This window comes from Streptomyces sp. NPDC058326, assembly GCF_042879855.1.
GTDB lineage: Bacteria > Actinomycetota > Actinomycetes > Streptomycetales > Streptomycetaceae > Streptomyces.
In genome coordinates, this window is sequence record NZ_JBHVZO010000005.1 from 126,903 (window position 1) to 151,297 (window position 24,395).

Annotated in this window: 19 protein-coding genes; 8 read left to right on the plus strand and 11 right to left on the minus strand. The window is 69.4% G+C overall.

The window, feature by feature from the left end:
• Window positions 1-198: 198 nt before the first annotated feature.
• The 8 genes from dxs to ngcE form a co-directional block, all read right to left on the minus strand.
• On the minus strand, window positions 199-2,118 hold the full coding sequence (gene dxs / locus ACFVYX_RS12130; RefSeq protein WP_389681230.1) for a 1-deoxy-D-xylulose-5-phosphate synthase: 1,920 nt from the start codon (window positions 2,116-2,118) through the stop codon (window positions 199-201).
• 232 nt (window positions 2,119-2,350) lie between these two features.
• A complete protein-coding gene (locus ACFVYX_RS12135) occupies window positions 2,351-3,670 on the minus strand; it encodes a sugar ABC transporter permease (protein WP_389681231.1) in 1,320 nt (439 codons plus the stop codon).
• The gene (locus ACFVYX_RS12140; protein WP_351219763.1) at window positions 3,667-4,455 is read right to left on the minus strand and encodes an ATP-binding cassette domain-containing protein; all 789 of its coding nucleotides are present in this window, start codon (window positions 4,453-4,455) and stop codon (window positions 3,667-3,669) included. The genes ACFVYX_RS12135 and ACFVYX_RS12140 overlap by 4 nt, the downstream gene beginning before the upstream one ends.
• 311 nt (window positions 4,456-4,766) lie before the next feature.
• On the minus strand, window positions 4,767-5,831 hold the full coding sequence (locus ACFVYX_RS12145) for a sugar ABC transporter substrate-binding protein (protein WP_389681232.1): 1,065 nt from the start codon (window positions 5,829-5,831) through the stop codon (window positions 4,767-4,769).
• Between the two features lie 122 nt (window positions 5,832-5,953).
• Window positions 5,954-7,165 (minus strand): ROK family protein, encoded by a 1,212-nt coding sequence (locus ACFVYX_RS12150; RefSeq protein WP_388901455.1) that lies wholly within the window; start codon window positions 7,163-7,165, stop codon window positions 5,954-5,956.
• Between the two features lie 182 nt (window positions 7,166-7,347).
• Window positions 7,348-8,280 (minus strand): carbohydrate ABC transporter permease, encoded by a 933-nt coding sequence (locus ACFVYX_RS12155; RefSeq protein WP_389681233.1) that lies wholly within the window; start codon window positions 8,278-8,280, stop codon window positions 7,348-7,350.
• Window positions 8,280-9,209: a carbohydrate ABC transporter permease gene (locus tag ACFVYX_RS12160; RefSeq protein ID WP_389681234.1), complete on the minus strand. Its 930-nt coding sequence runs from the start codon at window positions 9,207-9,209 to the stop codon at window positions 8,280-8,282. The genes ACFVYX_RS12155 and ACFVYX_RS12160 overlap by 1 nt, the downstream gene beginning before the upstream one ends.
• Window positions 9,210-9,309: 100 nt before the next feature.
• Complete coding sequence (gene ngcE, locus ACFVYX_RS12165; protein ID WP_389681235.1) at window positions 9,310-10,755, minus strand: N-acetylglucosamine/diacetylchitobiose ABC transporter substrate-binding protein; 1,446 nt, start codon at window positions 10,753-10,755, stop codon at window positions 9,310-9,312.
• A gap of 526 nt (window positions 10,756-11,281) precedes the next feature.
• On the opposite strand from ngcE, the gene ACFVYX_RS12170 reads away from it, so the two are divergent.
• On the plus strand, window positions 11,282-12,223 hold the full coding sequence (locus ACFVYX_RS12170; protein WP_389681236.1) for an FG-GAP repeat domain-containing protein: 942 nt from the start codon (window positions 11,282-11,284) through the stop codon (window positions 12,221-12,223).
• Window positions 12,224-12,302: 79 nt separating this feature from the next.
• Here the strand turns inward: ACFVYX_RS12170 and acnA are convergent, their stop codons facing one another.
• The gene (acnA, locus tag ACFVYX_RS12175; protein ID WP_389681237.1) at window positions 12,303-15,020 is read right to left on the minus strand and encodes an aconitate hydratase AcnA; all 2,718 of its coding nucleotides are present in this window, start codon (window positions 15,018-15,020) and stop codon (window positions 12,303-12,305) included.
• Window positions 15,021-15,510: 490 nt separating this feature from the next.
• Here acnA and ACFVYX_RS12180 point away from each other — a divergent pair, with 490 nt between their 5' ends.
• Window positions 15,511-15,720 (plus strand): helix-turn-helix domain-containing protein, encoded by a 210-nt coding sequence (locus ACFVYX_RS12180; RefSeq protein ID WP_360315884.1) that lies wholly within the window; start codon window positions 15,511-15,513, stop codon window positions 15,718-15,720.
• Entirely contained in the window at window positions 15,720-16,274 is a 555-nt protein-coding gene (locus ACFVYX_RS12185) for a Clp protease N-terminal domain-containing protein (RefSeq protein WP_389681238.1), read from the plus strand. Before ACFVYX_RS12180 ends, ACFVYX_RS12185 begins: the two co-directional genes overlap by 1 nt.
• Before the next feature lie 21 nt (window positions 16,275-16,295).
• On the opposite strand, the gene ACFVYX_RS12190 is transcribed toward ACFVYX_RS12185, so the two are convergent.
• The gene (locus ACFVYX_RS12190; RefSeq protein WP_389681239.1) at window positions 16,296-17,231 is read right to left on the minus strand and encodes a helix-turn-helix domain-containing protein; all 936 of its coding nucleotides are present in this window, start codon (window positions 17,229-17,231) and stop codon (window positions 16,296-16,298) included.
• 103 nt (window positions 17,232-17,334) lie between these two features.
• On the opposite strand from ACFVYX_RS12190, the gene ACFVYX_RS12195 reads away from it, so the two are divergent.
• From ACFVYX_RS12195 to ACFVYX_RS12205, 3 genes are all read left to right on the plus strand, one after another.
• Window positions 17,335-18,375: a saccharopine dehydrogenase NADP-binding domain-containing protein gene (locus ACFVYX_RS12195; protein WP_389681240.1), complete on the plus strand. Its 1,041-nt coding sequence runs from the start codon at window positions 17,335-17,337 to the stop codon at window positions 18,373-18,375.
• A gap of 214 nt (window positions 18,376-18,589) precedes the next feature.
• The gene (locus ACFVYX_RS12200) at window positions 18,590-18,946 is read left to right on the plus strand and encodes a VOC family protein (RefSeq protein WP_389681241.1); all 357 of its coding nucleotides are present in this window, start codon (window positions 18,590-18,592) and stop codon (window positions 18,944-18,946) included.
• A gap of 51 nt (window positions 18,947-18,997) precedes the next feature.
• The gene (locus tag ACFVYX_RS12205) at window positions 18,998-20,527 is read left to right on the plus strand and encodes a helix-turn-helix domain-containing protein (protein WP_389681242.1); all 1,530 of its coding nucleotides are present in this window, start codon (window positions 18,998-19,000) and stop codon (window positions 20,525-20,527) included.
• Between the two features lie 783 nt (window positions 20,528-21,310).
• Here ACFVYX_RS12205 and ACFVYX_RS12210 read toward each other — a convergent pair.
• Complete coding sequence (locus ACFVYX_RS12210) at window positions 21,311-21,655, minus strand: hypothetical protein (protein ID WP_389681243.1); 345 nt, start codon at window positions 21,653-21,655, stop codon at window positions 21,311-21,313.
• Between the two features lie 284 nt (window positions 21,656-21,939).
• Between ACFVYX_RS12210 and ACFVYX_RS12215 the strand changes: the two genes are divergently transcribed.
• The gene (locus tag ACFVYX_RS12215) at window positions 21,940-22,320 is read left to right on the plus strand and encodes a hypothetical protein (RefSeq protein WP_389681244.1); all 381 of its coding nucleotides are present in this window, start codon (window positions 21,940-21,942) and stop codon (window positions 22,318-22,320) included.
• Complete coding sequence (locus tag ACFVYX_RS12220) at window positions 22,320-24,380, plus strand: hypothetical protein (protein WP_389681245.1); 2,061 nt, start codon at window positions 22,320-22,322, stop codon at window positions 24,378-24,380. Before ACFVYX_RS12215 ends, ACFVYX_RS12220 begins: the two co-directional genes overlap by 1 nt.
• The last annotated feature ends 15 nt before the right edge of the window (window positions 24,381-24,395 follow it).

Consider the following 24,395-nt stretch of genomic DNA (forward strand, 5'->3'; position numbering starts at 1 on the left):
GCTGCTGGTCCGTGCTCACCGTCGTACCTCCCTGCCGTGGGGCTGCGGGCCCTAGGGCCCGTCTTTTGGATCATGCCGGGCTCGCGGGGCCTGATCCAGAAGACGGGTCCTAGAGGTCAGAATGCACGCGAACGGGCCGGTCGGCACTCCGAAGAGTGAGCCGACCGGCCCGTGGGTGACGCGGGGTGACGGGAACCGTCAGTCGCGGGCGGGCTCCACGGCCTGCGCGCTGCTCTCGAACCTTCCGTCGAGGCGTGAGACCAGACCGGTGACCTGCCGGGCGATGTCCGGGGCGGTCAGTCCGATCTCGGCCATGACCTCGGCGCGGGAGGCGTGGTCGAGGAAGCGCGGCGGGATGCCGAAGTCACGCAGCGGTACGTCCACCCCGGCGTCGCGCAGCGCCTGCGCGACGGCCGAGCCGACACCGCCGACGCGGCTGTTGTCCTCGACGGTGACGACGACCCGGTGACGTTCGGCCAGCGGGGCGAGGGCCTCGTCGACCGGCTTGACCCAACGGGGGTCGACGACGGTCGTGGTGATGCCCTGACTGTCGAGGAGGTTCGCGATCTCCAGGCACATGGGCGCTAGGGCGCCCACGGAGACCAGGAGGACGTCCGGCCGGTCGCTGCCGGGCTCGCGGAGCACGTCCATGCCGCCGACCCTGCGCAGGGCGGGGACGGCCGGGCCGACCGCGCCCTTGGAGAAGCGGACCACGGTCGGCGCGTCGGTGACCTCGACGGCCTCGCGCAGCTGGGCGCGGACCTGGTCGGCGTCGCGCGGGGCGGCGAGCCGCAGGCCGGGGACGACCTGGAGGATCGACATGTCCCACATGCCGTTGTGGGAGGCGCCGTCGGTGCCGGTGACACCGGCCCTGTCCAGGACGAAGGTGACTCCGCACTTGTGCAGGGCCACGTCCATCAGGACCTGGTCGAAGGCGCGGTTGAGGAAGGTGGCGTACACCGCGAAGACGGGGTGGAGTCCGCCGGTGGCGAGGCCGGCGGCGGAGACCGCGGCGTGCTGCTCGGCGATGCCGACGTCGAAGACCCGCTCGGGGTAGGCCTTGGCGAACCTGTCGAGGCCGACGGGCTGGAGCATGGCCGCGGTGATGGCGACGATGTCCTCGCGCTCCTTGCCGAGCGCGACCATCTCCTCGGCGAAGACGCCGGTCCAGTCGGCGCCGGAGGAGGCGATGGGCAGGCCGGTGTCGGGGTGGATCTTGCCGACGGCGTGGAAGCGGTCGGCCTCGTCCTGGAGGGCGGGCTGGTAGCCGCGGCCCTTCTCGGTGAGGCAGTGGACGATCACGGGGCCGCCGAAGCGCTTGGCGCGCGTCAGGGCGGACTCCAGGGCCTCGATGTCGTGGCCGTCGATGGGGCCGACGTACTTGAGGCCGAGGTCCTCGAACATGCCCTGGGGGGCGATGAAGTCCTTGAGGCCCTTCTTGGCGCCGTGGAGGGTCTCGTAGAGCGGCTTCCCGACGACGGGGGTGCGCTCCAGGATGTCCTTGCCGCGGGCGAGGAAGCGCTCGTAGCCGTCGGTGGTGCGCAGGGTCGCCAGGTGGTTGGCGAGGCCGCCGATGGTCGGCGCGTAGGAGCGCTCGTTGTCGTTGACGACGATGACGAGCGGGCGGTCCTTGGCGGCGGCGATGTTGTTCAGCGCCTCCCAGGCCATGCCGCCGGTGAGGGCTCCGTCGCCGATCACGGCGACGACGTGGTCGTCCTTCTTCAGGACCTCGTTGGCCTTGGCGAGGCCGTCGGCCCAGCCGAGGACCGTGGAGGCGTGGGAGTTCTCGATGACGTCGTGCTCGGACTCGGCCTGCGAGGGGTAGCCGGAGAGGCCGCCCTTCATCTTGAGCTTGGAGAAGTCCTGGCGGCCCGTGAGCAGCTTGTGGACGTAGCTCTGGTGGCCGGTGTCCCAGAGGACCCGGTCCTTCGGGGAGTCGAACACGCGGTGCAGGGCGATGGTCAGCTCGACCACGCCGAGGTTGGGCCCGAGGTGCCCGCCGGTCTTGGAGACGGCGTCCACGAGGAACGTCCTGATCTCGTCGGCCAGCTGGTCCAGCTGTTCCGGGGAGAGCCGGTCCAGATCTCGCGGTCCCCTGATACGGGTCAGCAGAGCCACCCGTTCCTCCTTGCGTTTGAGCTGGTCGAGCTTGCCGATTTGTCGAGTCTAATGTTCCGTCCTGGATCGCGGGCATCGGGCCGGGGGGTGAGGCGTCACCCTCACGGCCTACGTGCCGCTGATCTGTACGGGCCTGTGCGTGCCGGTTCACTGCTCCGGACGCAGCAGTGCCCGGCGCCGGTTTCACGGCGCCGGGCGGTGTGTCGGGCGTTACGCGCTCGGGACGGGGTCCCTAGGCGCGTCCCGCCGTCTTCTGCGTCTTGCGGGAGACCGAGTCGATGATCACCGCGATGAGCAGGACCGCTCCGGTGATCATGTACTGGATGGCGTTGGAGGACAGGTTCATCTGGTTGAGGCCCTGGACGATCGACTGGATGACCAGGATGCCGAGGAGCGCCGACCAGACCTTGCCGCGTCCGCCGAACAGGGACGTACCGCCGATGACCGCCGCGGCGATGCACATCATCAGCTGGTTGCCGCCGCCGAGGGAGCGGTCGGCGCCGCCGGTCGCGGAGGCGAGGAACAGACCGCCGATGGCGCCCATGGTGCCGGAGATCATGAAGACCGAGATCCGGATCCACGAGACGTTGATGCCGGCGCGGCGGGCGGCCTCGATGCCGCCGCCGACGGCGAAGACCTGACGGCCGTAGGTGGTGCGGCGCAGCACGAAGTCGGTGACGAGGAGGATCACCAGGAAGATCACAAGGGAGAGCGGCAGGCCCTGCTCCTGGTTGAAGCCGTAGGCGGCGACGAGGACCAGGACCGCGAGGACGGCGGTGCGCAGGATCATCTCGCTCTGCGGGCGGTGCGGCAGCTCGGCGGCCTTGCGGCGGCGGGCGTCGCGGAGCTGGGCGAGGTAGAACGCGGCGACGACGGCCACGGCGAGGCCGTAGGCGGCGGCGACGTCGGAGAAGTAGTACTTGGTGAGGTCGCCGACGAAGCTGCCGATGGGCGTCGGGATGGTCGACTTGTCGCCCATGACCCAGGTCTGGAGGCCGGCCCAGCCGAGGAAGCCGGCGAGGGTGACGACGAAGGCGGGCACGCCGATCTTGGCGAAGACCAGACCGTGGAAGGCGCCGAGCAGGGTGCCGGACAGGATGCCGAGGACGATCGCGAGGCCGTCGGGCATGTCGGTGCCGAGGACGCCCCAGACCGCTCCGGCCAGACCCGCCACGGAGCCGACGGCGAGGTCGATCTCGCCGAGCAGCAGGACGAAGACGATGCCGACGGCCATGATGCCGGGGCCGACCGCGTACAGGGTGATCTGGTCGAGGTTGTACGAGGTGATGAAGTTGCCGGTGAGGGCCTGGAAGACGATGCCGATGACGACGAGGCCGACGACGACGGGCAGCGAGCCGATCTCGCCGGAGCGAATCTTGCGCTTGAACTCGTCGACGTAGCCCTTGAAGCCCTGCTCGCGCACGAGGAGGCGGGGGTCGACGGCGGGGACCGCGGCGGCGGCCGGGGTCTCGGTCACCGGGGCCTGCTCGCCGGGGGTGCGGGGTTCGGGCACGGCGGCCTGGTCGCTCGCGGTGGGAGGGGTGTTGCTCACTTCGCTACCTCCGCGTTGCGGGCCTGACGGCGGGTCACGGCGTTGTCCGTGGCACCGGTGATCGCGGCGATGATCTCTTCGTGCGTGGTGGTGGCGACCGGGAAGGTGCCGTTGTTACGGCCCAGGCGGAGCACCGCCACGGTGTCGGCGACGGCCTTCACGTCGGCCATGTTGTGGCTGATGAGGATGACGCCGAGGCCCTGCTCGCGCAGCCGCTCGACGAGGTCGAGGACCTGGGCGGTCTGCTCGACGCCGAGGGCGGCGGTCGGCTCGTCCAGGATCACGATCTTGGGGTTGCCGACCAGGGCACGCGCGATGGCGACGACCTGCCGCTGGCCGCCGGAGAGGGCGGCGACGGGGATGCGGACGCTGGGGATGCGGATGGAGAGCGTGGAGAGCAGGTCCTTGGCCCGCTTCTCCATGGCGACCTCGTCGAGGACGCTGCCCTTCTTGATCTCGCGGCCGAGGAACAGGTTGGCGACGACGTCGAGGTTGTCGCAGAGCGCGAGGTCCTGGTAGACGGTCGCGACACCGAGGTTCTGGGAGTCGTGGGGGCGCTGGATCTCGACGCGCTCGCCCTCCCACTCGATGACGCCCTCGTCGATGGGGTGCACACCGGCGATCGTCTTGACGAGCGTCGACTTTCCCGCTCCGTTGTCGCCGACGAGCGCGACGACCTCTCCTGCGTGGACTTCGAGATCGACACCGGAGAGGACCTGAACCGCTCCGAACCGCTTGAAGATCCCGCGCAACGCCAGCACGGGCGTCTGGGACACGTGAACCAACTCCTTCGCCGCCCGCGGGCGGCGGCATGTCGCGCCGCCGGTGCAGCGCCGAAGTTTCGAGGGGGGCTGAGCTCGTCCGGCCCCCGGACCGACAGCGGGGTCTGGGTCGGCCGGGGGCCGGACGGGCGGGGGGACGGATCCGGGCGTCGTGCGCCGGCCGCGGTTACCAGGGGTCTTCACCCTCTGTACGCGGGCCGTGGCGGCGGCCTCCCGGCCGCCCCGTCCGAGGGGCTGCCGGTGTGCCGTACGCGGTCGGCGGCGGGATCCGTGGCACCGGGCCCCTCAGGGGGCCCGGCGGGTGGGGTCAGGCGTTACTTGACGCCCAGCTCGGTGCACTTGGCGGCGAGGTCCGAGGTGCAGAGGTCGGCGGCCTTGTAGATGCCGTCCTTGACGACCGTGGTCTGGATGTTGGTCTTGTCGACCACGACCGGCGGGAAGAGCGTCGACGGCACGCCGTCGGTCGCGCCCTGGGCGCCGAGCTCCTTGCCCTGGAGCAGGTTCACCGCGAACTTGGCGGCCTCGGGGGCCAGCTGGAGCGGCGACTTGTAGATGGTGAAGGTCTGCGTGCCGGCGATGATCCGCTGGATGCCCGCGACCTCGGCGTCCTGGCCGCCCACCGGGATGTTCTTGATGCCGGCGTTCTCGAGGGAGGTGATGATGCCGCCGGCCATGCCGTCGTTGGCGGAGTAGACCGCGTTGATCTTGTCCTTGCCGACCGAGGAGATCGCGGCGGACATCTTCTCGCCCGCGACCTTCGGGTCCCACTCGCCGGAGGCCTCGTAGGCGATCTTGCCGACCTTGCCGTCGAGGGCGGCGTGGGCGCCCTTCTTGAACAGCGCGGCGTTCGGGTCCTTCTCGTCGCCGTTGATCATCACGACGTTGGCGGTGGCGGCCTTGCCGCCGAGGGCGGCGAGGAGCGCCTGGCCCTGGAGCTCGCCGACCTTGTTGTTGTCGTGGCTGACGTAGGCGTCGGCGCCCTTGACCGCACGGTCGTACGCGACGACCTTGACGCCCTTGGCCTTGGCGTCCTTGACCCAGCCCTCGGCCTTGGTGGCGTCGACCGGGTCGAGCGCGATGACCTTGATGCCGTCGGCGATCAGCTGGTCGAACTGCTGCTTCTGCTTGACGACGTCGGAGACCGCGTTGTTGTACACGACCTCGCAGTCGCCGCAGGCGGCCTTGACGGCCTTCTCGAACTGCGGCTTGTCGAGGGCCTCGTAGCGCGAGGTCTTGTTCTCGGGAAGGAGCAGGCCGATCTTGGTCGAGCTGCCCTTGTCTCCGCTGTCGCCGCCGCCGGCCTGGCCGCAGGCGGCGAGCGAGAGTGCCATCGAGACCGCGGCCGTGGCTATGACGGCACGACGCGTCACTGCGTTCATGTGGGGTTGCCTCCCTGACGAGGCCGCGACGTTGCGGCCGAGGTGGCACGAAGTCAACTCGGCCGCAACGTTGCCGTCAAGAAGTAAATTCTTAACGAGATGACAACGGTGGTGTTCGTTATCTAAGTGAAGGCAAGCCGGGAGACCGGAGCGGCGGCGGGCAGGGCGCTCTCCAACAGGGTCGAATCGCCCATTTCGCTCAGGACGAGAGCGAGCGCCCCGAGCACCTCGGCGCGGCCGCCGAGGGCCCCCTGAGCCAGCGAGAGCTGCCGGGCCGCGCTGGGGATCGCGTACCGCGAGACGGAGTCCCTGATGGGCGTCAGGACCAGCTCTCCGGCCTCCGCGAGGTCGCCGCCGAGCACCACCCGGCTGGGGTTCAGGAGGTTGCAGAGGTTGGCGATGCCGCTGCCGATGTGCCGTCCGACGTCGGCGATCACCCGGCGGCAGCCGGGGTCGCCCTCCCGGGCCAGCTGGACGACCCGTTCCATGGTCAGATCGGGGCCGTGGCTGGGCTGGAGCAGCGGCAGGACGTACCGCGCGGCGGTGAAGGTCTCCAGGCAGCCCCGGTTGCCGCAGCGGCAGACCGGGCCCGACTCGTCGAGCGTGATGTGCCCGATCTCGCCCGCGGTGCCACCGGGCCCCCGGTAGACCCGCCCGTCGATGACGAGGCCCGCGCCGACGCCGCTGGCCACCTTGATGTACGCCAGGTCCTTGACGCCCCGCCCGCTGCCCCAGACGAGCTCCCCGAGGGCGCCCAGGTTGGCGTCGTTGTCGACGTGCACGGGAACGCCGAGGCGGCCGGAGAGCTCCTCGGCCGGATTGATCCCGCTCCAGCCCGGCAGGATCGAGGTCGACCCGAGGGTCCCGGAGGAGACGTCGATCGGTCCCGGGACGCCGAGTCCGACGCCGATCACCTTGTCCGGACCGATGCCGGTGGCCCGGATCAGCCGCTTGACCAGCTGTTCCGCCCGGTCGAAGCCCTCGGCCGCGGAGGCGTCGACGTCGAGCGGTTCGGCCTCCTCCGCGAGGACCTGGTGGGCGAGGTTGCCGACGGCCACCCGGAGGTGGGTGTGGCCGAAGTCGACGCCGATGACGATCCCGGCGTCGCCGGAGAGCGAGACGCTGCGGGCCCTGCGGCCCCCCGCCGAGGTCGGTGTGACGTCGACGGTGCCGCCGTCCTTCAGCTCCCGGACGATGTTGGAGACCGTCGCGGCGGACAGGCCCGTCGCCCGGGCGATCTCCGCCTGGGTGAGCGAGCCGGCCATGCGCACCGCCCGGACGACCCGTTCGAGATTGGCCCTGTGCAGAGACGTCTGCGACCCCGGAGTCTCCATCGACTCACTCACTCCCACCGTTTTCTCCAACATGTGAACTCTAAGGGGACGCTTTCGGCTTGGTCCCCGTCAAGACCTTGAGTGGCGGACGGTCTGCGTCACATGCCGCCGTGGACGCCCGAAGGGCCCCCGGCGCGGGTGCGCGGGGGGCCCTTCGGGTACGGGCGGGAGGAGCTACGGGATCACTTCACGGCGCCGGCGGTCAGACCGGCCACCACCTGCCGCTGGAAGATGATGTACGCGGCGAGGACCGGCAGCATGGCCATGACGAGCCCGGCGAAGAGCCCGGACCAGTCGCCCTTGTAGCCCTGGCTGACGGCGAGCTGCACGAGGCCCTGCGACAGCACCTTCTTCTCCGGCTCGGTGTTGAGCACGGTCGGCAGCAGGTACTGGTTCCACTGGCCGAGGAAGTTGAAGATGCCGACGCTGATGAGGCCGGGCCTGGCCATCGGCAGCATCACCTGGAAGAACGTCCGGGTGTGCGAGGCCCCGTCCACGAAGGCCGCTTCCGCCACCGAGGTCGGCAGGGTGCGGAAGAAGGCGGTGAGGAAGAAGACGGTGAACGGCAGCGAGTACGCGATGTAGACGAGGATCAGGCCGTGCAGCGTGTTGAGCAGGGCCATGTTCTGCATCACGTAGAACAGCGGCACGAGCGCCAGGATGATCGGGAAGCTCATCCCTCCGATGAAGAGGAAGTAGATGAAGCGGTTGCCCGGGAAGTCGAAGCGGGCCAGGACGTAGGCCGCCATCGAGCCGAAGAGCAGGGTTCCCGCGAGCGATCCGCCGACCACCAGGATGGTGTTCAGGAAGTAGTCGCTCATGTGCGCTTCGGTCCAGGCGCGCGACCAGTTCTCGAAGTGCAGCCGGTCGGGCAGCGCCCACGGGGAGGTGAAGATCGCCCGGTCGGTCTTGAACGAGGTCATGACCGCCCAGAGCAGCGGCATCACGACCATGATCGCCCAGATGATCAGAACGCCGTGCGAGAAGACGTTGAGGGTGCCGCCCTCCTTCTTGGACTGCCTGACGGGGGCGGGCGCCGTGCTCTTGGTGACCGCAGGTCCCGGGCCGCCCGGGGAGTCGGGGGTCTCGACGCCGGTGGTGGTGGTCGTCTTCATCAGAACTCCAGCCGCTCGCGCCGGCCCACCTTCATCACGACGGCCGCGAAGGCCAGCGTGACGAGGAGGAGTGCGACGCCGATGGTCGTGGCGTAGGCGGCCTGACCGTCCCGGAACGCCTTCTGGTACACGTACAGCGGAAGGACGATGGTCGAGTAGTCGGGCCCGCCGCCGTTGGGGCCGACGGTCATGATCTGCACGACGGCGAAGGACTCCGCGCCGAGCGCGAGGATGCCCATGTAGATCCAGCCCGACTGCACCGTGTCCCAGAGCAGCGGCAGGGTGATCTTGAAGAACGTGGTGAAGCGGTTCGCGCCGTCGAGCAGGGCCGCCTCGTAGAAGTCCCGCGGGATGGACGCCATTCCGGCCGAGAAGAGGACGACGAAGAATCCGACGGTGGACCAGACGAGGACGACCATCACACAGATGAGGGCGAGGTCCGGATCTCCGAGCCAGTCGGGCTGGACGCTGCCGAGACCGACACCCTTCAGAACGGAATTGATGGCTCCGCTGTTGGGGTTGTACGCGAACTGGAAGAGCAGCGCCACGATCGCGATCGACAGCACCTGCGGGAAGAAATACACGATCTTGTAGAAGGACGAGCCGCGCACACCCGCGATGGCCGCGCCCTTACGGCGCCGACCGCCGACATTGAGCATGAAGGCGAAGAACAGCGCGAGTCCGACGGTCACCAGCGGCAGCACCACCGCGAAGGTCAGGCTGTGCTGGAGCGACTTCCAGAAGACCTCGTCGTCCAGCATCCTGCTGTAGTTGTCGACTCCGACCATCCCGAATTCGGGACTCAGCCCCGTCCAGTCCGTGAACGAGTAGTAGATGGACTGGATGAACGGCCAGATGACGAAGAGCGCGTAGAGCGCGAGAGGGGCCGCCAGGAACCCCACGATGAAACGGTACTTGCCGTGTTGCATTCCTACCGACCCCGATCTTCCCGCGGAGGCGCGCCGCTGCTGTGGCGCGCGAAGGGGCCGGGGCCCGCTCCCGGTCGGCGGGAAGGGGCCCCGGCACTGCTCACTGGTGCTTGTAGTGCTTGATCGAGGAGTCCTTGGCCGCCTCGTCGGCGTACTTCTGGATCTTCTTGATCGTCTCGGCCGGGGTCGCGCGGCCGGCCATCAGCTCACCGATGCCGGCGACGCCGATCTTCTCCTTCTGGAGGGCGACGTACCAGTCCTGGAGGCGCGGGTTGACGACGTTCTGGCCGGCCTTCTCAAGAGCCGCCACGCCCGACTTGAGGCCCGGGGTCAGGTCGATGCCGTCGGTGCCGCCGTTGAGGGCCGTCAGGGACTTCACGGACTGGGTGAAGTTCTTGGAGGACGCCTCGCTGAGCATGATGCGCAGCTGCTCCATGCCGCCCTCGGGGTTCGCCGCCTTCGCCGGGACGATGAAGGGCTCGCCGCCGGAGGCCCAGATGGTGCCGAACGGCATCTTGTCCGAGGCGTCGAGGCCGGTCGGGGCCGAGACGGCCAGGTTGAAGTCGGCCGGCATGGTCTTCGCGGCCTCGTTCTCGACCCAGGAGCCGTTCGGGATGAACAGCGCCTTGCCCTCGGTCCAGGCAGTCTGCGACTGGATGTGGTCGAGGCCGGGCGTGCCCTTGAGGATGTAGCCCTTCCGGACGAGCTCGTAGTACGCCTCGAAGCAGGCCTTGACCGCGGGGTGCTCCCAGGCCTTCGGCTCCAGGTTGTCGATGGCGTCCAGGACCTCGCGGCCGCCGACCTTGCCGATCATCGGGTAGAGCGAGAAGGGAACGTAGTACGGGTGCTTGCCCGCGTACGTCCAGCCGGCGATGCCCTTCTTCTTGGCCTTCTCGCAGACGGCCAGCATCTCGTCCCAGGTCTCGGGGTACTTCGCGTCGAGGGAGTCGAGGAGCTTCTGCGAGTACCAGACGCCGTAGATCGTGTAGGCGTAGTACATGATCCACACCGGGTCGCCGTCGAACTGGCCCATCTCGACGATGCCGGGCCGCAGGGTGTCGCGGACCGTCTTCTTGGGGTCGTCGATGGACGGCGAGTCCAGGAGCGGGGTGAGGTCCGCCAGCTGCTTCTGGCCGACGAGGACACCCATGTCCATCTGCTCGGCGCCGGAGTTGTCGATGAGGTCCGGCGGGTTGCCGCCGTTGAAGCGCGGCTGGAGCGTGGTGGTGATCTTCTGGGTGGGGGTGAACTTGACCTTCGCCTTGGGGAAATTCCCCTCGTAGATCTTGATCGCGTCCTTGGCGTACTGCTGTCCGAATCCGCCGTCGAAGAGGACGAAGTCGAGCGCTGCCGCCTCGTTCACCCCGAGCGGGTTCTTTTCGGACTTCGTGCCCTTCTCGACCTTCTCGTTGCCGCTGTCACCGCTGCTCGCGCAGGCGGACAGGAAGCCCATCGTCGGCACCGAGATCAGACCGATGGCGGCAGAACGCTTGATCAGGTCGCGACGGCCAAGGCCCTCACCGTTGTGTGCGGAGGTGGATCCCATGCTCAAGTCCTCGCCTTCATTCAGGACTCAGGCGGTGTACCGGTCGCCCGTACTCGCTCGCCACAGGCGAAGGGCCCCGCCACCGCGGTCATTTGCAGCCGGGTCGTGCAGGCGTCGGGCCGTCGTGTGATGGATACGACTGGCTGGACGCCGACAGGTATAGTCCACTTCCCTTCGACTGAGCAAGATCGAAACCAGGTTTCGGCAGCCATCTTTCCCGAGTTGAGACCTCCGGGATAAGCACGGCGGATCTGCGGCGTTTCGTCCAAGCATTGCTGCGGCGCCACCCTTGACAGCACCTCAGGCCTCCCCGTAGTGGGGCACCTTGAGGGAAGGCCCGTGGCGCGGCGCGGACACGCGTGAACAAGGGGGACATACGGCCGGATCGAAACAGTTGTGTCACAGACCCCCTGCAAAGTAAGGATCCTGTGAGGACGACCCGCGATCATAGGGGGACCGCCGATCTCGTCCATGTGTTCGGACGAACCGGCGGCACTGCCTTGTCCCTCTCCCAGATGGAGTACTAGTGGCCAACACTTCTGGCCTGAACCGCATGGGCGCCCTGTCCCGTGTCACGGTCGCCGCGATAACCGCCGCCCTGGTCGCCGCCACCACCGCCGCGGTCGCGGCCGAGCCGGGCCAGGCGTTCAGCGCCCCCACCGCACCGCAGTCGGACCGCGTGTCCGCCGCCGCGGCCTCCTCGACCGCCGCCTCCGGGGCCGCGCTCAACAACCTCTACGGCTGGCACACCAACGGCGACATCATCGGCTACACCCCCGTCGGCGGCGGCGCCATCCAGCGGATCGCCGGGAAGCAGGGCTGGGGCTGGGTGGGATACAAGAACTTCACCCAGGCGGACACCGACGCACGGCCCGACGCGGATGGCTGGTACCACGCCGACGGCTGGTACGCCGTCAACCGCACGGGCCGGCTGCACTACGCCAGCGACGGTCCGGTCCGCGACCTCGGCGGCGGCTGGAACATCTACAACAGGGTCGTCTCGGCCGGCAACACCGGTGGCGGCGCCCCGGACGACGTCCTGGCCCGTGACAGCGCCGGCGTGCTCTGGCACTACCTGGGCAACGGCAACGCGTCCCTGACGCAGCGCTACCGCGTCGGCTCCGGCTGGAACGCGTACACCCAGATCGCGGGCAAGGGTGACGTGACCGGCGACGGCCGCGCCGACCTCGTCGCCCGTGACCGCAGCGGCGTCCTGTGGCTCTACAAGGGCACCGGCAACTACCGGGCCCCCTTCTCCACCCGGACCCGTGTCGGCAGCGGCTGGAACATGTACAACCACATCTTCTCCCCCGGCGACCTCACCGGTGACCGCCGCGCGGACCTGGTGGCCCGCGACAGCGCCGGCGCGCTGTGGCTGTACAAGGGCGCGGGCAGCTCGTCCAGGCCCTACACCACCCGCATGAAGATCGGCACCTCGGGCTGGAACGGCTTCGGCGCGATGTTCTGATCGCCTTCGGCGCAGCGAAAGGGCCCCGCTCCTCTTCCGAGGAGCGGGGCCCTTTCCCGTACTACCGGTTCAGATCGTGTCAGCCACGGATCAGGTTGCGGAGCACGTACTGCATGATGCCGCCGTTGCGGTAGTAGTCCGCCTCACCGGGGGTGTCGATGCGGACGACCGCGTCGAACTCGACACCGGTGTCGGTGGTGACCTTGACCGTACGCGGGGTCGTGCCGTTGTTGAGCTCCTCGACGCCGGTGAAGGAGAAGGTCTCCTCGCCGGTCAGGCCCAGGGTCTCCGCCGAGGCGCCCTCCGGGAACTGGAGCGGCAGGACGCCCATGCCGATGAGGTTCGAGCGGTGGATGCGCTCGTACGACTCGGCGATGACGGCCTTGACGCCGAGCAGCGCGGTGCCCTTGGCGGCCCAGTCGCGGGACGAGCCGGAGCCGTACTCCTTGCCCGCCAGGATCGCGAGCGGGGTGCCCTGCTCGATGTAGTTGCGGGAGGCGTCGTAGATGAACGACACCGGCGCGTCCGGCTGCGTGAAGTCGCGGGTGAAGCCGCCCTCGGTGCCCGGCGCGATCTGGTTGCGCAGGCGGATGTTGGCGAAGGTGCCGCGGATCATGACCTCGTGGTTGCCCCGGCGCGAGCCGTAGGAGTTGAAGTCACGACGCTCCACACCGTGCTCGGTGAGGTACTTGCCGGCCGGGGTGTCGGCCTTGATGGCGCCGGCCGGGGAGATGTGGTCGGTGGTGACCGAGTCGCCCAGCTTGGCCAGGACGCGGGCGCCGACGATGTCGGTGACCGGGGTGGTCTCCATCGTCATGCCCTCGAAGTACGGGGGCTTGCGGACGTAGGTGGACTCGGTGTCCCACTCGAAGGTGTTGCCGGTCGGGATCGGCAGCGCCTGCCACTGGGCGTCGCCCGCGAAGACGTCCTGGTAGGACTTGTTGAACATGTCCTCGCCGATGGCGTTGGCGACGACGTCGTTGACCTCGGCCTCCGACGGCCAGATGTCGGCCAGGTAGACCGGCTTGCCCTCGGTGTCGACGCCGAGCGCGTCCTTGGTGATGTCCACCTTCATGGAGCCCGCGATGGCGTACGCGACGACCAGCGGCGGGGACGCCAGGTAGTTCATCTTGACGTCGGGGTTGATACGGCCCTCGAAGTTCCGGTTGCCGGAGAGGACCGAGGTGACCGCGAGGTCGTGCTCGTTGACGGCCTTGGAGACCTCCTCCGGCAGCGGGCCGGAGTTGCCGATGCAGGTGGTGCAGCCGTAGCCGACGAGGTTGAAGCCGACCTTGTCGAGGTACGGGGTGAGACCCGCCTTGTCGAAGTAGTCGGTGACGACCTTCGAGCCCGGGGCGAGGGTGGTCTTGACCCACGGCTTGCGGGTCAGGCCCTTCTCCACGGCCTTCTTCGCGACGAGCGCGGCGGCGACCATGACGTACGGGTTCGAGGTGTTGGTGCAGGAGGTGATGGCCGCGACCGTCACCGCGCCGTGGTCGATCTCGTAGGTCGAGCCGTCGGGGGCGGTCACGAGGACCGGCTTCGACGGGGCGCCGTTCGGGGTGTTGGCCGGGGCGTCGGAGGCCGGGAAGGACTCCTTGCCCGCCTCGTCGACGTCGTCCACGTAGTTGCGGACGTCCAGGGCGAACTGCTGGGCGGCGTTCGCGAGGACGATGCGGTCCTGCGGGCGCTTCGGGCCGGCGATGGAGGGGACGACCGTGGAGAGGTCGAGCTCCAGCTTCTCGGAGAAGTCGGGCTCGGCGGCCGGGTCGAGCCAGAGGCCCTGCTCCTTGGCGTACGCCTCGACGAGCGCGACCTGCTGCTCGGAGCGGCCGGTCAGCTTCAGGTACTTCAGGGTCTCGCCGTCGATCGGGAAGATCGCGGCGGTGGAGCCGAACTCCGGCGACATGTTGCCGATGGTGGCGCGGTTCGCGAGGGAGGTCGCGGCGACGCCCTCACCGTAGAACTCGACGAACTTGCCGACGACGCCGTGCTTGCGCAGCATCTCGGTGATCGTGAGGACCAGGTCGGTGGCGGTGGTGCCGGCCGGGAGCTCGCCGGTCAGCTTGAAGCCGACGACGCGCGGGATGAGCATGGAGACCGGCTGGCCGAGCATCGCGGCCTCGGCCTCGATGCCGCCGACGCCCCAGCCGAGCACACCGAGGCCGTTGACCATGGTGGTGTGCGAGTCGGTGCCGACGAGCGTGTCGGGGTACGCCTGGCCGTTACGGACCATGACCGTACGGGCCAGGTGCTCGATGTTCACCTGGTGGACGATGCCGGTGCCCGGGGGGACGACCTTGAAGTCGTCGAAGGCGGTCTGGCCCCAGCGCAGGAACTGGTAGCGCTCCTTGTTGCGGCCGTACTCCAGCTCGACGTTCTGGCCGAAGGCGTCCGCGGTGCCGAACTTGTCGGCGATGACCGAGTGGTCGATGACCAGCTCGGCCGGGGAGAGCGGGTTGACCTTCGCCGGGTCGCCGCCGAGCTCCTTGACGGCCTCGCGCATGGTGGCGAGGTCGACGACACAGGGAACGCCGGTGAAGTCCTGCATGATCACGCGGGCCGGCGTGAACTGGATCTCCTGGCTCGGCTGGGCCTGCGAGTCCCAGCCGCCGAGGGCCCGGATGTGGTCGGCGGTGATGTTCGCGCCGTCCTCGGTGCGGAGCAGGTTCTCCAGGAGGACCTTCAGGCTGTAAGGGAGGCGCGCGGAGCCCTCGACCTTGTCCAGCTTGAAGATCTCGTACGACTCGTCGCCCACGCGCAGCGTGCTGCGGGCGTCGAAGCTGTTCGCCGACACGACAGTCTCCTTCATCAGTGTGCGCGGTTACCGCGCAGCGACAATATGCGGCTGCCGCCGCGTGGTGCCGCCCGACTCCCCGCCGATCCGCTAAGGTAAGACTTAGTTAGGTAACCCTTACCGGGTGGGCGTCCGCGGTGCGCCGTAAGCAGTTATCTCGATGTCGAGATAACTCTAGTGCATCCCCGCCGCTCGGTCATGCCCGGCATGCCTTCCGTCGGAGCCGATGAGGGGAAGACGGGCGTCACGCCCGCCGATCACCAGGAGTGCGACACCCTCGTCACGGCCGCGGCGCCGCCGGGACGCCTTGTCGGCGCGGGCACCCATGAGGGCTTCACGGATCGGACGAAGCATCCCCCCAGGACCAGCTTCGCGCCGTACGCCGACCCGTTCGGCGGCGGCGATCAAGGCATGCCCCGCCACCGAGGGGCGAGAGTCGCGATGTCAACCAGGGTTGACGCCACCTTCACTGTCAACGTAGGTTGACTGCATGAGCGATGCGACCGATCTCGCCACACGGGCGGGCGACCGTGACCCCCGGGTCGGACTCCGGGCCGTCTCCGCGCTGCGGCGACTGCTCGAACAGCTGGAGGCCGTCCAGGTGCGCAGTGCGCGCAACCAGGGCTGGTCGTGGCAGGAGATCGCGACCGAACTGGGAGTCAGCCGGCAGGCCGTCCACAAGAAGTATGGGAGGCAGTGATGTTCGAACGGTTCACGAAGGACGCGCGGGCCGTGGTGAAGGGGGCGGTCGAGCACGCGGAACGGGGCGGCGCGACGGTCGTCACCAAGGAGCACGTCCTCCTGTCCCTGCTCGACCGGGAGGACAGCCGGGCGGCGGCCGCGCTGCGCCGGCTCTGCCCGCCGGACCGCCGCCCGTCCCTGGTGGCCGCGCTCGCCGAGGCCCGGCGCCGGGCGGGGCTCTCCCGCGCCGACACGAACGCCCTGGCGGACCTGGGCATCGACGTCGGGGCGATCGTGGCGCGGGTGGAGGAGACCCACGGCACGGGCGCGCTCTCGGGCGACCGCAAGGACTCCGGCTGGTGGTCGGGCCGCCAGACCTTCTCCCGGGAGGCCAAGACCGTCCTGGAGCAGTCCCTCCGGGTGACGCTGGCCCGCAAGGACCGGGAGATCGGGGACGAGCACATCCTGCTCGCGCTCACCATGACCGGCGGGGTCGTCGCGGAGGCCCTCGCCGACCACGGCGTGACGTACGAGGCGGTCGACAGCGCGATTTCCGGCACACCGGGCCCCTGACCCGCCGGACGCGGCCGGCCCTCACATCCCGGCGCGGGCCACGGAGCGGCGGAAGGTGCGGCGATAGGCGTCCGGGGGGACGCCGAGCGTGCGGTTGAAGTGGCGGCGCAGCGTCGTGGCCGTGCCCATGCCCGTGGCCGCCGCGATGGTGTCGAGGCTGTCGCCGCTGGATTCGAGGAGCTCCTGGGCGCGCCGGATCCGCTGGGTCAGCAGCCACTGCAGCGGCGTCGCGCCGGTCACCGACCGGAAGTGGCGGCCGAGGTGGCGCGCGCTCATGTTGGCCCGCCGGGCCAGGTCCTCCACCGTCAGCGCCTGGTCGAGCCGCTCGATCGCCCAGGGGAGCAGCTCGGCGAGCGGGTGGTCGTCCTGGGCCGGCACGGGCGCGGTGACGAACTGGGCCTGGCCGCCCGACCGGTGCGGCGGCACCACGAGCCGGCGGGCGATCGTGTTGGCGTGTGCCGAGCCGTGGTCGAGCCGGACCAGGTGGAGGCAGAGGTCCATCGCGGCGGCCTTGCCCGCGGAAGTGAGCACGCTGCCGTTGTCGACGTACAGCACGTCCGGGTCGACCTCCACCAAGGGGTGACGGGCCGCCAGGACGTCGGTGTGCGCCCAGTGGGTGGTCGCGCGCAGGCCGTCGAGCAGCCCGGCGGCGGCCAGTACGAACGCGCCCGTGCACAGCGAGGCCACCCGCGCGCCCGCCTCGTGGGCCGTGCGGACCGCGTCGACGAGCTCGGCGGGCGGGTCCGCGTCGACGTCGGCCCACCCGGGGACGATCACCGTGTCGGCGTGCGCGAGCCGGTCGAGCCCGGCGTCCGGCTCGAGCCGGAACCTGCCGAAGCGCACCGGCCCCGGCCCGCAGACGGTGAGGTCGTACGCCGCGTCGTCGAACACCTCGTACGCCACGGAGAGTTCGAAGTGCAGCATTCCGTCGGTGACGGCCAGCGCGACTGTTCCCATGTCCGTAATTGTACGGGGCGTGTCGTTCCGGACACTGGCTCGGGCCGACGGCCCCTGACAGCCTTCTCGTATCGGAAGAGGACAGCGGGCAACGGAGGAAGTCATGGGTTCGGTACGGACGGTCGCGGTGTTCGGCGCCTACGGGCACACCGGGCGATTCGTGGTGGCGGAGCTGCTGGAGCGCGGATTCGTCCCCGTCCTGTCCGGGCGTGACGCCGGCAAGCTGGCGGAGTTCGCGGCGTCCCGTCCGGAGCTCGCCGGCCTCGCCGTCCGGCCGGCCACGGTCGACGACCCGGCCTCGCTCGACCGGGCGCTCACCGGCGCCGCCGCCGTGATCAACTGCGCGGGGCCGTTCGCCTCGACCGCCGCCCCGGTGATCGAGGCGGCGCTGCGCGCCCGGATCCCGTACGTGGACGTGGCGGCCGAGATCGAGGCCAACGTCGACACGTTCGCCCGGTTCGCGGAACCCGCCCGTGCCGCGGGCACTCTGGTGGTCCCCGCGATGGCCTTCTTCGGCGGTCTCGGCGACCTGCTCGTCACCGCCGCTCTGGGAGACCGGACGTCGGCCGACGAGGTGCACGTCGCGTACGGGCTGAGCAGCTGGCACCCCACGGCCGGGACCCGTACGGCGGGGGCGGTCTCGCGGGAGCGCAGGGACGGCCGGCACGTCCGTTTCACCGGGGGGCGTCTGGAGTACGGCGACGGGGCACCGTCCACGACCGAGAAGTGGGCCTTCCCCGACCCGCTGGGGGTCAGCTCCGTGATCGGCGACTTCACCATGGCCGATGTCGTCACGGTCCCCAGCCACCTGGACGTCCCCGAGGTCCGCACCTACATGGCCGCCGGGGCCGCGAAGGACCTGGCCTCATCGGACACCCCGGCGCCGGCCGCGGTCGACGAGCGCGGCCGGTCCGCCCAGACCTTCCTGGTGGACGTGGTCGTGCGCTCCGGCGGCGAGGAGCGGCGCGCGGTGGCGCGCGGTCAGGACATCTACGCCGTGAGCGCGCCGCTCGCGGTGGAGGCCGTCGACCGGGTGCTGTCGGGCCGGACCAGGACGGTCGGGGTCGCCTCGGCCGGCGCGGCCTTCGAGGCGGCAGACTTCCTCGGCGCCCTTTCTGCCCATGTATCGGTGGAATTGCCGTAGCTGGTACGGAGGAGGGGCCTGCCCACTCCCGGAGGGGCCGACCGGCCGCCGGAGGGGCCTGCGCGCTCCTGGAGGGACCGGCCGACCGCCGCAGAGACCGGTTCGGCCGCCGCAGGGACCGGTTCGGCCGCCACACCTGGGCCGTCACACCCTGCGCCCCCCGTACGGGCGCGGAGCGATTGCCGTGGCCGCAGGGCGGGTCGAGGATCGGATCATGTTCAGCGGCGCGCACGTGATTCTGTACACCCGGGACGCCGAAGCGGACCGGAATTTCCTCAAGGACGTCTTCGGCTTCGAGCACGTGGACGCGGGCGGCGGCTGGCTCGTCTTCAAGCTGCCGCCGGCCGAGATCGCGGTGCATCCCACGACGGAGGAGCCGAAGCACGAGGTGTACCTCATGTGCGAGGACCTCACCGAGACCCTGACGGCCCTGGAGGACCGGGGCGCCGAGATCTCACGCGCCATCACCGACCAGGGCTGGGGGCTGCTCGCCGCCGTCCGGCTGCCGAGCGGCACGGAACTCCCCCTGTACGAACCGCGTCACCCCACCGCGCACGGCCTGTCACCCTGACGGCGCACCCCGATGACGATCACCATCTCATATCTGAGATAACGTGACGCCATGGCAGACGACTACCTCGTACGCATCGGCAAGCTCATCCGTGACGCCCGTCAGCACCGCGGCTGGACGCAGACGCAGCTCGCCGAAGCACTGGCCACGAGCCAGAGCGCCGTGAACCGGATCGAGCGCGGCAATCAGAACATCAGCCTTGAGATGATCGCCCGGATCGGCGAAGCCCTCGACAGCGAGATCGTGTCTCTGGGTTACGCGGGACCGATGCACCTCAGGGTCGTCGGCCGCCGCAGGCTCTCCGGCGCCATCGACGTCAAGACGAGCAAGAACGCCTGTGTCGCGCTGCTCTGCGCCTCCCTCCTCAACAAGGGCCGCACGGTCCTGCGCCGGGTCGCCCGCATCGAGGAGGTCTTCCGTCTCCTGGAGGTGCTCAACTCCATCGGGGTGCGCACCCGCTGGATCAACGACGGCGTCGACCTGGAGATCGTGCCCCCGGCCGAGCTGGACATGGACTCGATCGACGCGGACGCCGCGATCCGCACCCGCTCGATCATCATGTTCCTCGGCCCGCTGCTGCACCGCATGGACCGCTTCAAACTGCCGTACGCCGGCGGCTGCGACCTCGGTACGCGCACGATCGAACCGCACATGATCGCGCTGCGCCGCTTCGGCCTCGACATCACGGCCACCGAGGGCATCTACCATGCCCAGGTCGAGCGCTCGGTCTCCCCCGGCCGCCCGATCGTGCTCACCGAGCGCGGGGACACCGTCACGGAGAACGCGCTGCTCGCCGCGGCCCGGCACGACGGCGTGACCGTCATCCGCAACGCCTCCTCCAACTACATGGTCCAGGACCTGTGCTTCTTCCTGGAGGCCCTCGGCGTACGGGTGGACGGCATCGGCACCACCACCCTGACCGTGCACGGTGTGCCCCAGATCGACGTGGACGTGGACTACTCCCCCTCGGAGGACCCGGTCGAGGCGATGAGCCTGCTGGCCGCGGCCGTCGTCACCGAGTCGGAGCTGACGATCCGCCGGGTCCCGATCGAGTTCATGGAGATCGAGCTCGCGGTCCTGGAGGAGATGGGCCTCGACCACGACCGCTCGGCCGAGTACCCGGCGGACAACGGCCGGACCCGCCTGGTCGACCTGACGGTCCGCCCCTCCAAGCTGGAGGCGCCGATCGACAAGATCCACCCGATGCCGTTCCCCGGCCTGAACATCGACAACGTGCCGTTCTTCGCGGCGATCGCGGCCACCGCCCAGGGCAAGACCCTCATCCACGACTGGGTCTACGACAACCGGGCCATCTACCTCACCGACCTCAACCGCCTCGGCGGCCGCCTCCAGCTCCTCGACCCCCACCGCGTCCTGGTGGAGGGCCCCACCCGCTGGCGCGCCGCCGAGATGATGTGCCCGCCGGCCCTGCGCCCCGCCGTGGTCGTCCTCCTCGCGATGATGGCGGCGGAGGGCACCTCGGTCCTCCGGAACGTGTACGTCATCAACCGGGGGTACGAGGACCTCGCGGAGCGCCTGAACTCGATCGGCGCGCAGATCGAGATCTTCCGGGACATCTGACGGAACAGCACCGCCGCACCCCTTCCGACCTGCGAATACGCTGGGCAGAGGGCGGTGCGGCGGTGGCTGTGGGCGGCTCGTCCCCTTCCCTTCTGCCAGGTCACGCCGGACCGTCGAAGAGCGCGAGCCACAGGAAGCGATAGCTCGGCTCGGGCGACCGGCAGGATCGTGACCACGGTGCCGTACAACCCTGAACGGCTGTCACATGTCTGTTGTGGGTGACGTGGTGCCGGTACCTCGGCTGTTCACCGTTGGACGCGTCTGGCTGACGACGTCACCAGTGTCCTGGACACTGGTCGAACCAGGCGCGGGCACCGCCACGTCCCCCCACCCGTACACCCCGCTCACCGCACGCTCGCTGAACGGCGCCGGGGACATTCCACTGCTGGACCACGCGGGGTCCGTCGCCCACAGCCCCGACGGGAGCCCGCTTGTCCTGGGCGGCACCCTCGCCCACGGCGAGGGCCTGTACCGGATCGCCCAGGACCCCGCCACCGGCAAGCCCACCGCCGCCCTCCTGCGCACCCTCAACCGGCCGACCGCCCTCACCGTGGTGAAGGAGACCCTGCCGCCGACCGGCACCTTCGACTTCGACCGCGCGGGCGGGAGGCTGACGGCCGGCTGGACGCTCAGCCGCTTCAACGCCAAGACGACGCTGACGCTGACCCATACGGCCTCCGGCCGGACCGCGAAGGTCGTCCAGGAGCCCCGGGAGGGCGCGACCGCGCACTCCCTGACCTGGGACGGTCTGTTCAAGGACGGCCTTCCGGCGTTCAACGGCGCCTACACCTGGGCGATGACGGCTGTGCCGGCCAACGGCGTCGGGCCGGCGGTCGAGCGCAAGGGGTCCTTCACCCTCACGCGCGCCCCCCGTCCGCACGACTTCGACGACAACGGCTCCCCGACGTCCTCGTCCGCCACTGGGACGGCACCCTGTCGTCGTACGACATCAGGCAGGTCTGGAACCTCGACGCGTACGAGGCGCCGTACGAGCTCCCGATCGGCGGCGGCTGGGGCGGTTTCGACAACCTCATCGGCATCGGCGACGTCGACGGCGACGGCCGCAACGACCTGCTCGCCGACACCCGAACCCCCGACACGGACGACACCGTCCTGCACCTCCACCACGGCACCGGCCGGTGGGGGGCGCCGTTCGCCCCTGCCAAGTCCCGCGACGTCGAGCAACGCTCCTGGCTCGGCAACCTCTTCTGAGACCCGGCACCGACCGCGACGGCCGGCACTTCGAGCGGGGCTGATTCGCGACCGGATCTCCACCCGTCTCGCCGACAGGGCTATGGTGAATCGCACTCACGATCGCAAAGCGTCAAACCGCGAAACCACACGGGGATCTTGTGTCATTCGACGAGGAATGGGCCGGTATCAGGACAGCGGCCGGCGAGAAGCAGACCGCCATGCGCCTCAACCAACTCGACGGCGGGGGCGGAGGGTCGCAGCAGTACGGAACGTTGAAGGTCGAGCAGACGGACCTCGCGGCCATCGGTGACGCGGCCTTCAAGCTGCATCAGCGGCTGAGCACCGACGGCGACCACGCCAAGGCCAACACTCAGGAGGCGGGCGCGGCGATGAAGCAGGACTTCGCGCTCGGCCCGGCCCTGACCACGGTGGCCGAGAAGTGGCGCAAGCAGGTCGACACGCTGCTCGACGCCTGTGGTCACATCTCCAACCACCTGGAGTACTCCAAGAAGACCCACGCGGACGACGAGCACACGTTCGCGACCCGGTTCAAGTTCGAGCAGCTCGACAAGGGCTTCGAGGAGAGGGCGCAGCACTGATGGATCTCGACGCGCTCAGGTTCGGGGACTTCTCGAAGCTCGGTACGGCCGCCGGTGACTGGGAGACCATGGCGAAGAAGCTGTGGGAACTGGAGTCGGACGCCCGCGACAACCTCGGCGGCAAGGCCGCCAAGGCCAGTTGGGAGGGCGTGAACGCCACTGTCACCAGGGAGTTCATCGGCAAGACGGCCAAGGAGTTCGGCGACGCCGCCACGCAGGCGACCAGCATCGCCAACATCCTCAAGGACACCCATGGCGAACTCGTCGGCTACAAGAAGCAGCTGAACGACGCGATCCAGCAGGGCCTGACCCGGAACCTGACCGTGGTGGAGACCGGGAACGGTGGTTTCACCGTCACCATGAACATCCACCCGGACCGGGCCGCCAAGGGCCACGAGGTGCCGGAGCACAGCCCGGCGGACGCCACCGCGCTGCGCGACCAGGTGCAGAAGATCCTGGAGCAGGCGACCGAGAGCGACAGCACCGCGGCTCAGGCGCTGACCATGCTCGTCGGCCAGACCGAGTACGGGTTCTCCGACGCCGCCTACTACAACCGGGACCGGGCCGCGCAGGCCATGAAGGACGCGGACCGGATCGCGGAGCTGCTGAAGAAGAAGGGCGACGACCTCACTCCCGAGGAGTTCGACCAGCTCAACAGGGACCTCGCCGCCTACAAGGACGACCGGCTCTTCCAGGAGAAGCTGGCCACCACGCTCGGCCCGCGCGGCGTCCTCGACTTCTGGGCCGACCTGTCCGACCCCTCGGACGGCGGTGACCTCCAGCGGGCGCGTCTCAAGGAGCTCGGGGACTTCCAGCAGAACCTCTCCCTCGTCCTGGCGGGCGCGACCCAGTCCGACAGTCCCGCCATGCGTACCTGGGAGAACGACATGGTGAAGCTCGGCGACCAGCGCATCGAGACGCGTGGCGCCCAGCCGTACGGCTTCCAGATCATGAGCAACCTGATGCGGACCGGCGACTGGGACAACCGCTTCCTCAACGACTACGGCAACAAGCTCGTCGAGACCGAGAAGAAGATGAAGCTCCCCGCCAACTACTGGAACGCCGGGGTGCCGCCGATGCCGAAGATGAACTTCATCGGCGAGGACTTCGGGCGCGACCCGATGACCGGCTTCATGACCGCGCTGTCCGCCAGCCCCAACGCGGCCACCGACTTCTTCGGCGCCGACAACCCCGACAACGCCAAGTACGTCCTCGGCGACCGGCAGGTCTTCGACGACACTCCGCTGAACAGCAAGGACGGCAACTCGGCGTTCAACGCCACCGGCGCCGCGCTGGCGGCGGCCGCCACCGGCATGAACCCGAACGACCCGACCGCCCGTCAGGTCGACCTCACCCCCGAGCACCGGAAGGTCCTGGACCGGTCGCTGGAATACCTGTCGGCGCGCGGCGACGAGTTCCCCTCGGAGATGCGCGACGACATGGCGAAGGTCCTCTCCCGGCACAGCGACGTCACGCACCACTCGGCGAGCTCCCTGTCGGACAACGACAGCGACCCGCGCCAGCTCGACCGGGCCCAGCTGCTGGAGGTCACCAAGCAGATCTCCCGTGACCAGGACGCGTACGGCATGCTCAACGAGGCCATGAACCGGGAGATCCTCAACGACATCCACAACGAGCACCCCAGCGACCCGAAGGAGACCCTGCAACGCGGCGGGGCGACCATCGGCTTCCTGGAGGAGGCCCGCTACCAGGCGCTGAAGACCGACAAGGAGGACCCGGCCTGGGAGGCCAAGTGGCTCTACCACGGCTTCGGCGGCGCGGCGAACTTCATCCCGGTCGTCGGCGACGCGGCACAGCGCGGCGTCGACGCGCTCGCCTACCAGTGGCAGCTCGACGAGCAGGCGCGGATCGACAAGGGCATCCAGGAGCAGAACGGCAAGACGTTCCAGTTCCGTGAGAACCAGCTGCGCGCCCTTTCCGAGGAATGGGCCAAGGCCCATCCCGGCCATGGCAACAACGCCTACACACTGGAGAACGAGATCAATCTCGCCGCACTGAACGGAAACAACCGCGCCAAGGGCCTGGCGGGTGACCAGTGAGGCGTCACCGTCCGA

Bases quoted from the DNA above. Each gene is read 5' to 3' on its own strand.
- ACFVYX_RS12215 (WP_389681244.1), top strand. From the start codon at position 21,940: ATGCGCCTCAACCAACTCGACGGCGGGGGCGGAGGGTCGCAGCAGTAC.
- ACFVYX_RS12160 (WP_389681234.1), bottom strand. From the start codon at position 9,209: ATGCAACACGGCAAGTACCGTTTCATCGTGGGGTTCCTGGCGGCCCCT.
- ACFVYX_RS12190 (WP_389681239.1), bottom strand. From the start codon at position 17,231: ATGGGAACAGTCGCGCTGGCCGTCACCGACGGAATGCTGCACTTCGAA.
- ACFVYX_RS12185 (WP_389681238.1), top strand. From the start codon at position 15,720: ATGTTCGAACGGTTCACGAAGGACGCGCGGGCCGTGGTGAAGGGGGCG.
- ACFVYX_RS12180 (WP_360315884.1), top strand. From the start codon at position 15,511: ATGAGCGATGCGACCGATCTCGCCACACGGGCGGGCGACCGTGACCCC.
- ACFVYX_RS12205 (WP_389681242.1), top strand. From the start codon at position 18,998: ATGGCAGACGACTACCTCGTACGCATCGGCAAGCTCATCCGTGACGCC.
- ACFVYX_RS12220 (WP_389681245.1), top strand. From the start codon at position 22,320: ATGGATCTCGACGCGCTCAGGTTCGGGGACTTCTCGAAGCTCGGTACG.
- ACFVYX_RS12195 (WP_389681240.1), top strand. From the start codon at position 17,335: ATGGGTTCGGTACGGACGGTCGCGGTGTTCGGCGCCTACGGGCACACC.
- ACFVYX_RS12145 (WP_389681232.1), bottom strand. From the start codon at position 5,831: ATGAACGCAGTGACGCGTCGTGCCGTCATAGCCACGGCCGCGGTCTCG.
- ngcE (WP_389681235.1), bottom strand. From the start codon at position 10,755: ATGGGATCCACCTCCGCACACAACGGTGAGGGCCTTGGCCGTCGCGAC.
- ACFVYX_RS12155 (WP_389681233.1), bottom strand. From the start codon at position 8,280: ATGAAGACGACCACCACCACCGGCGTCGAGACCCCCGACTCCCCGGGC.
- ACFVYX_RS12150 (WP_388901455.1), bottom strand. From the start codon at position 7,165: ATGGAGACTCCGGGGTCGCAGACGTCTCTGCACAGGGCCAATCTCGAA.
- ACFVYX_RS12200 (WP_389681241.1), top strand. From the start codon at position 18,590: ATGTTCAGCGGCGCGCACGTGATTCTGTACACCCGGGACGCCGAAGCG.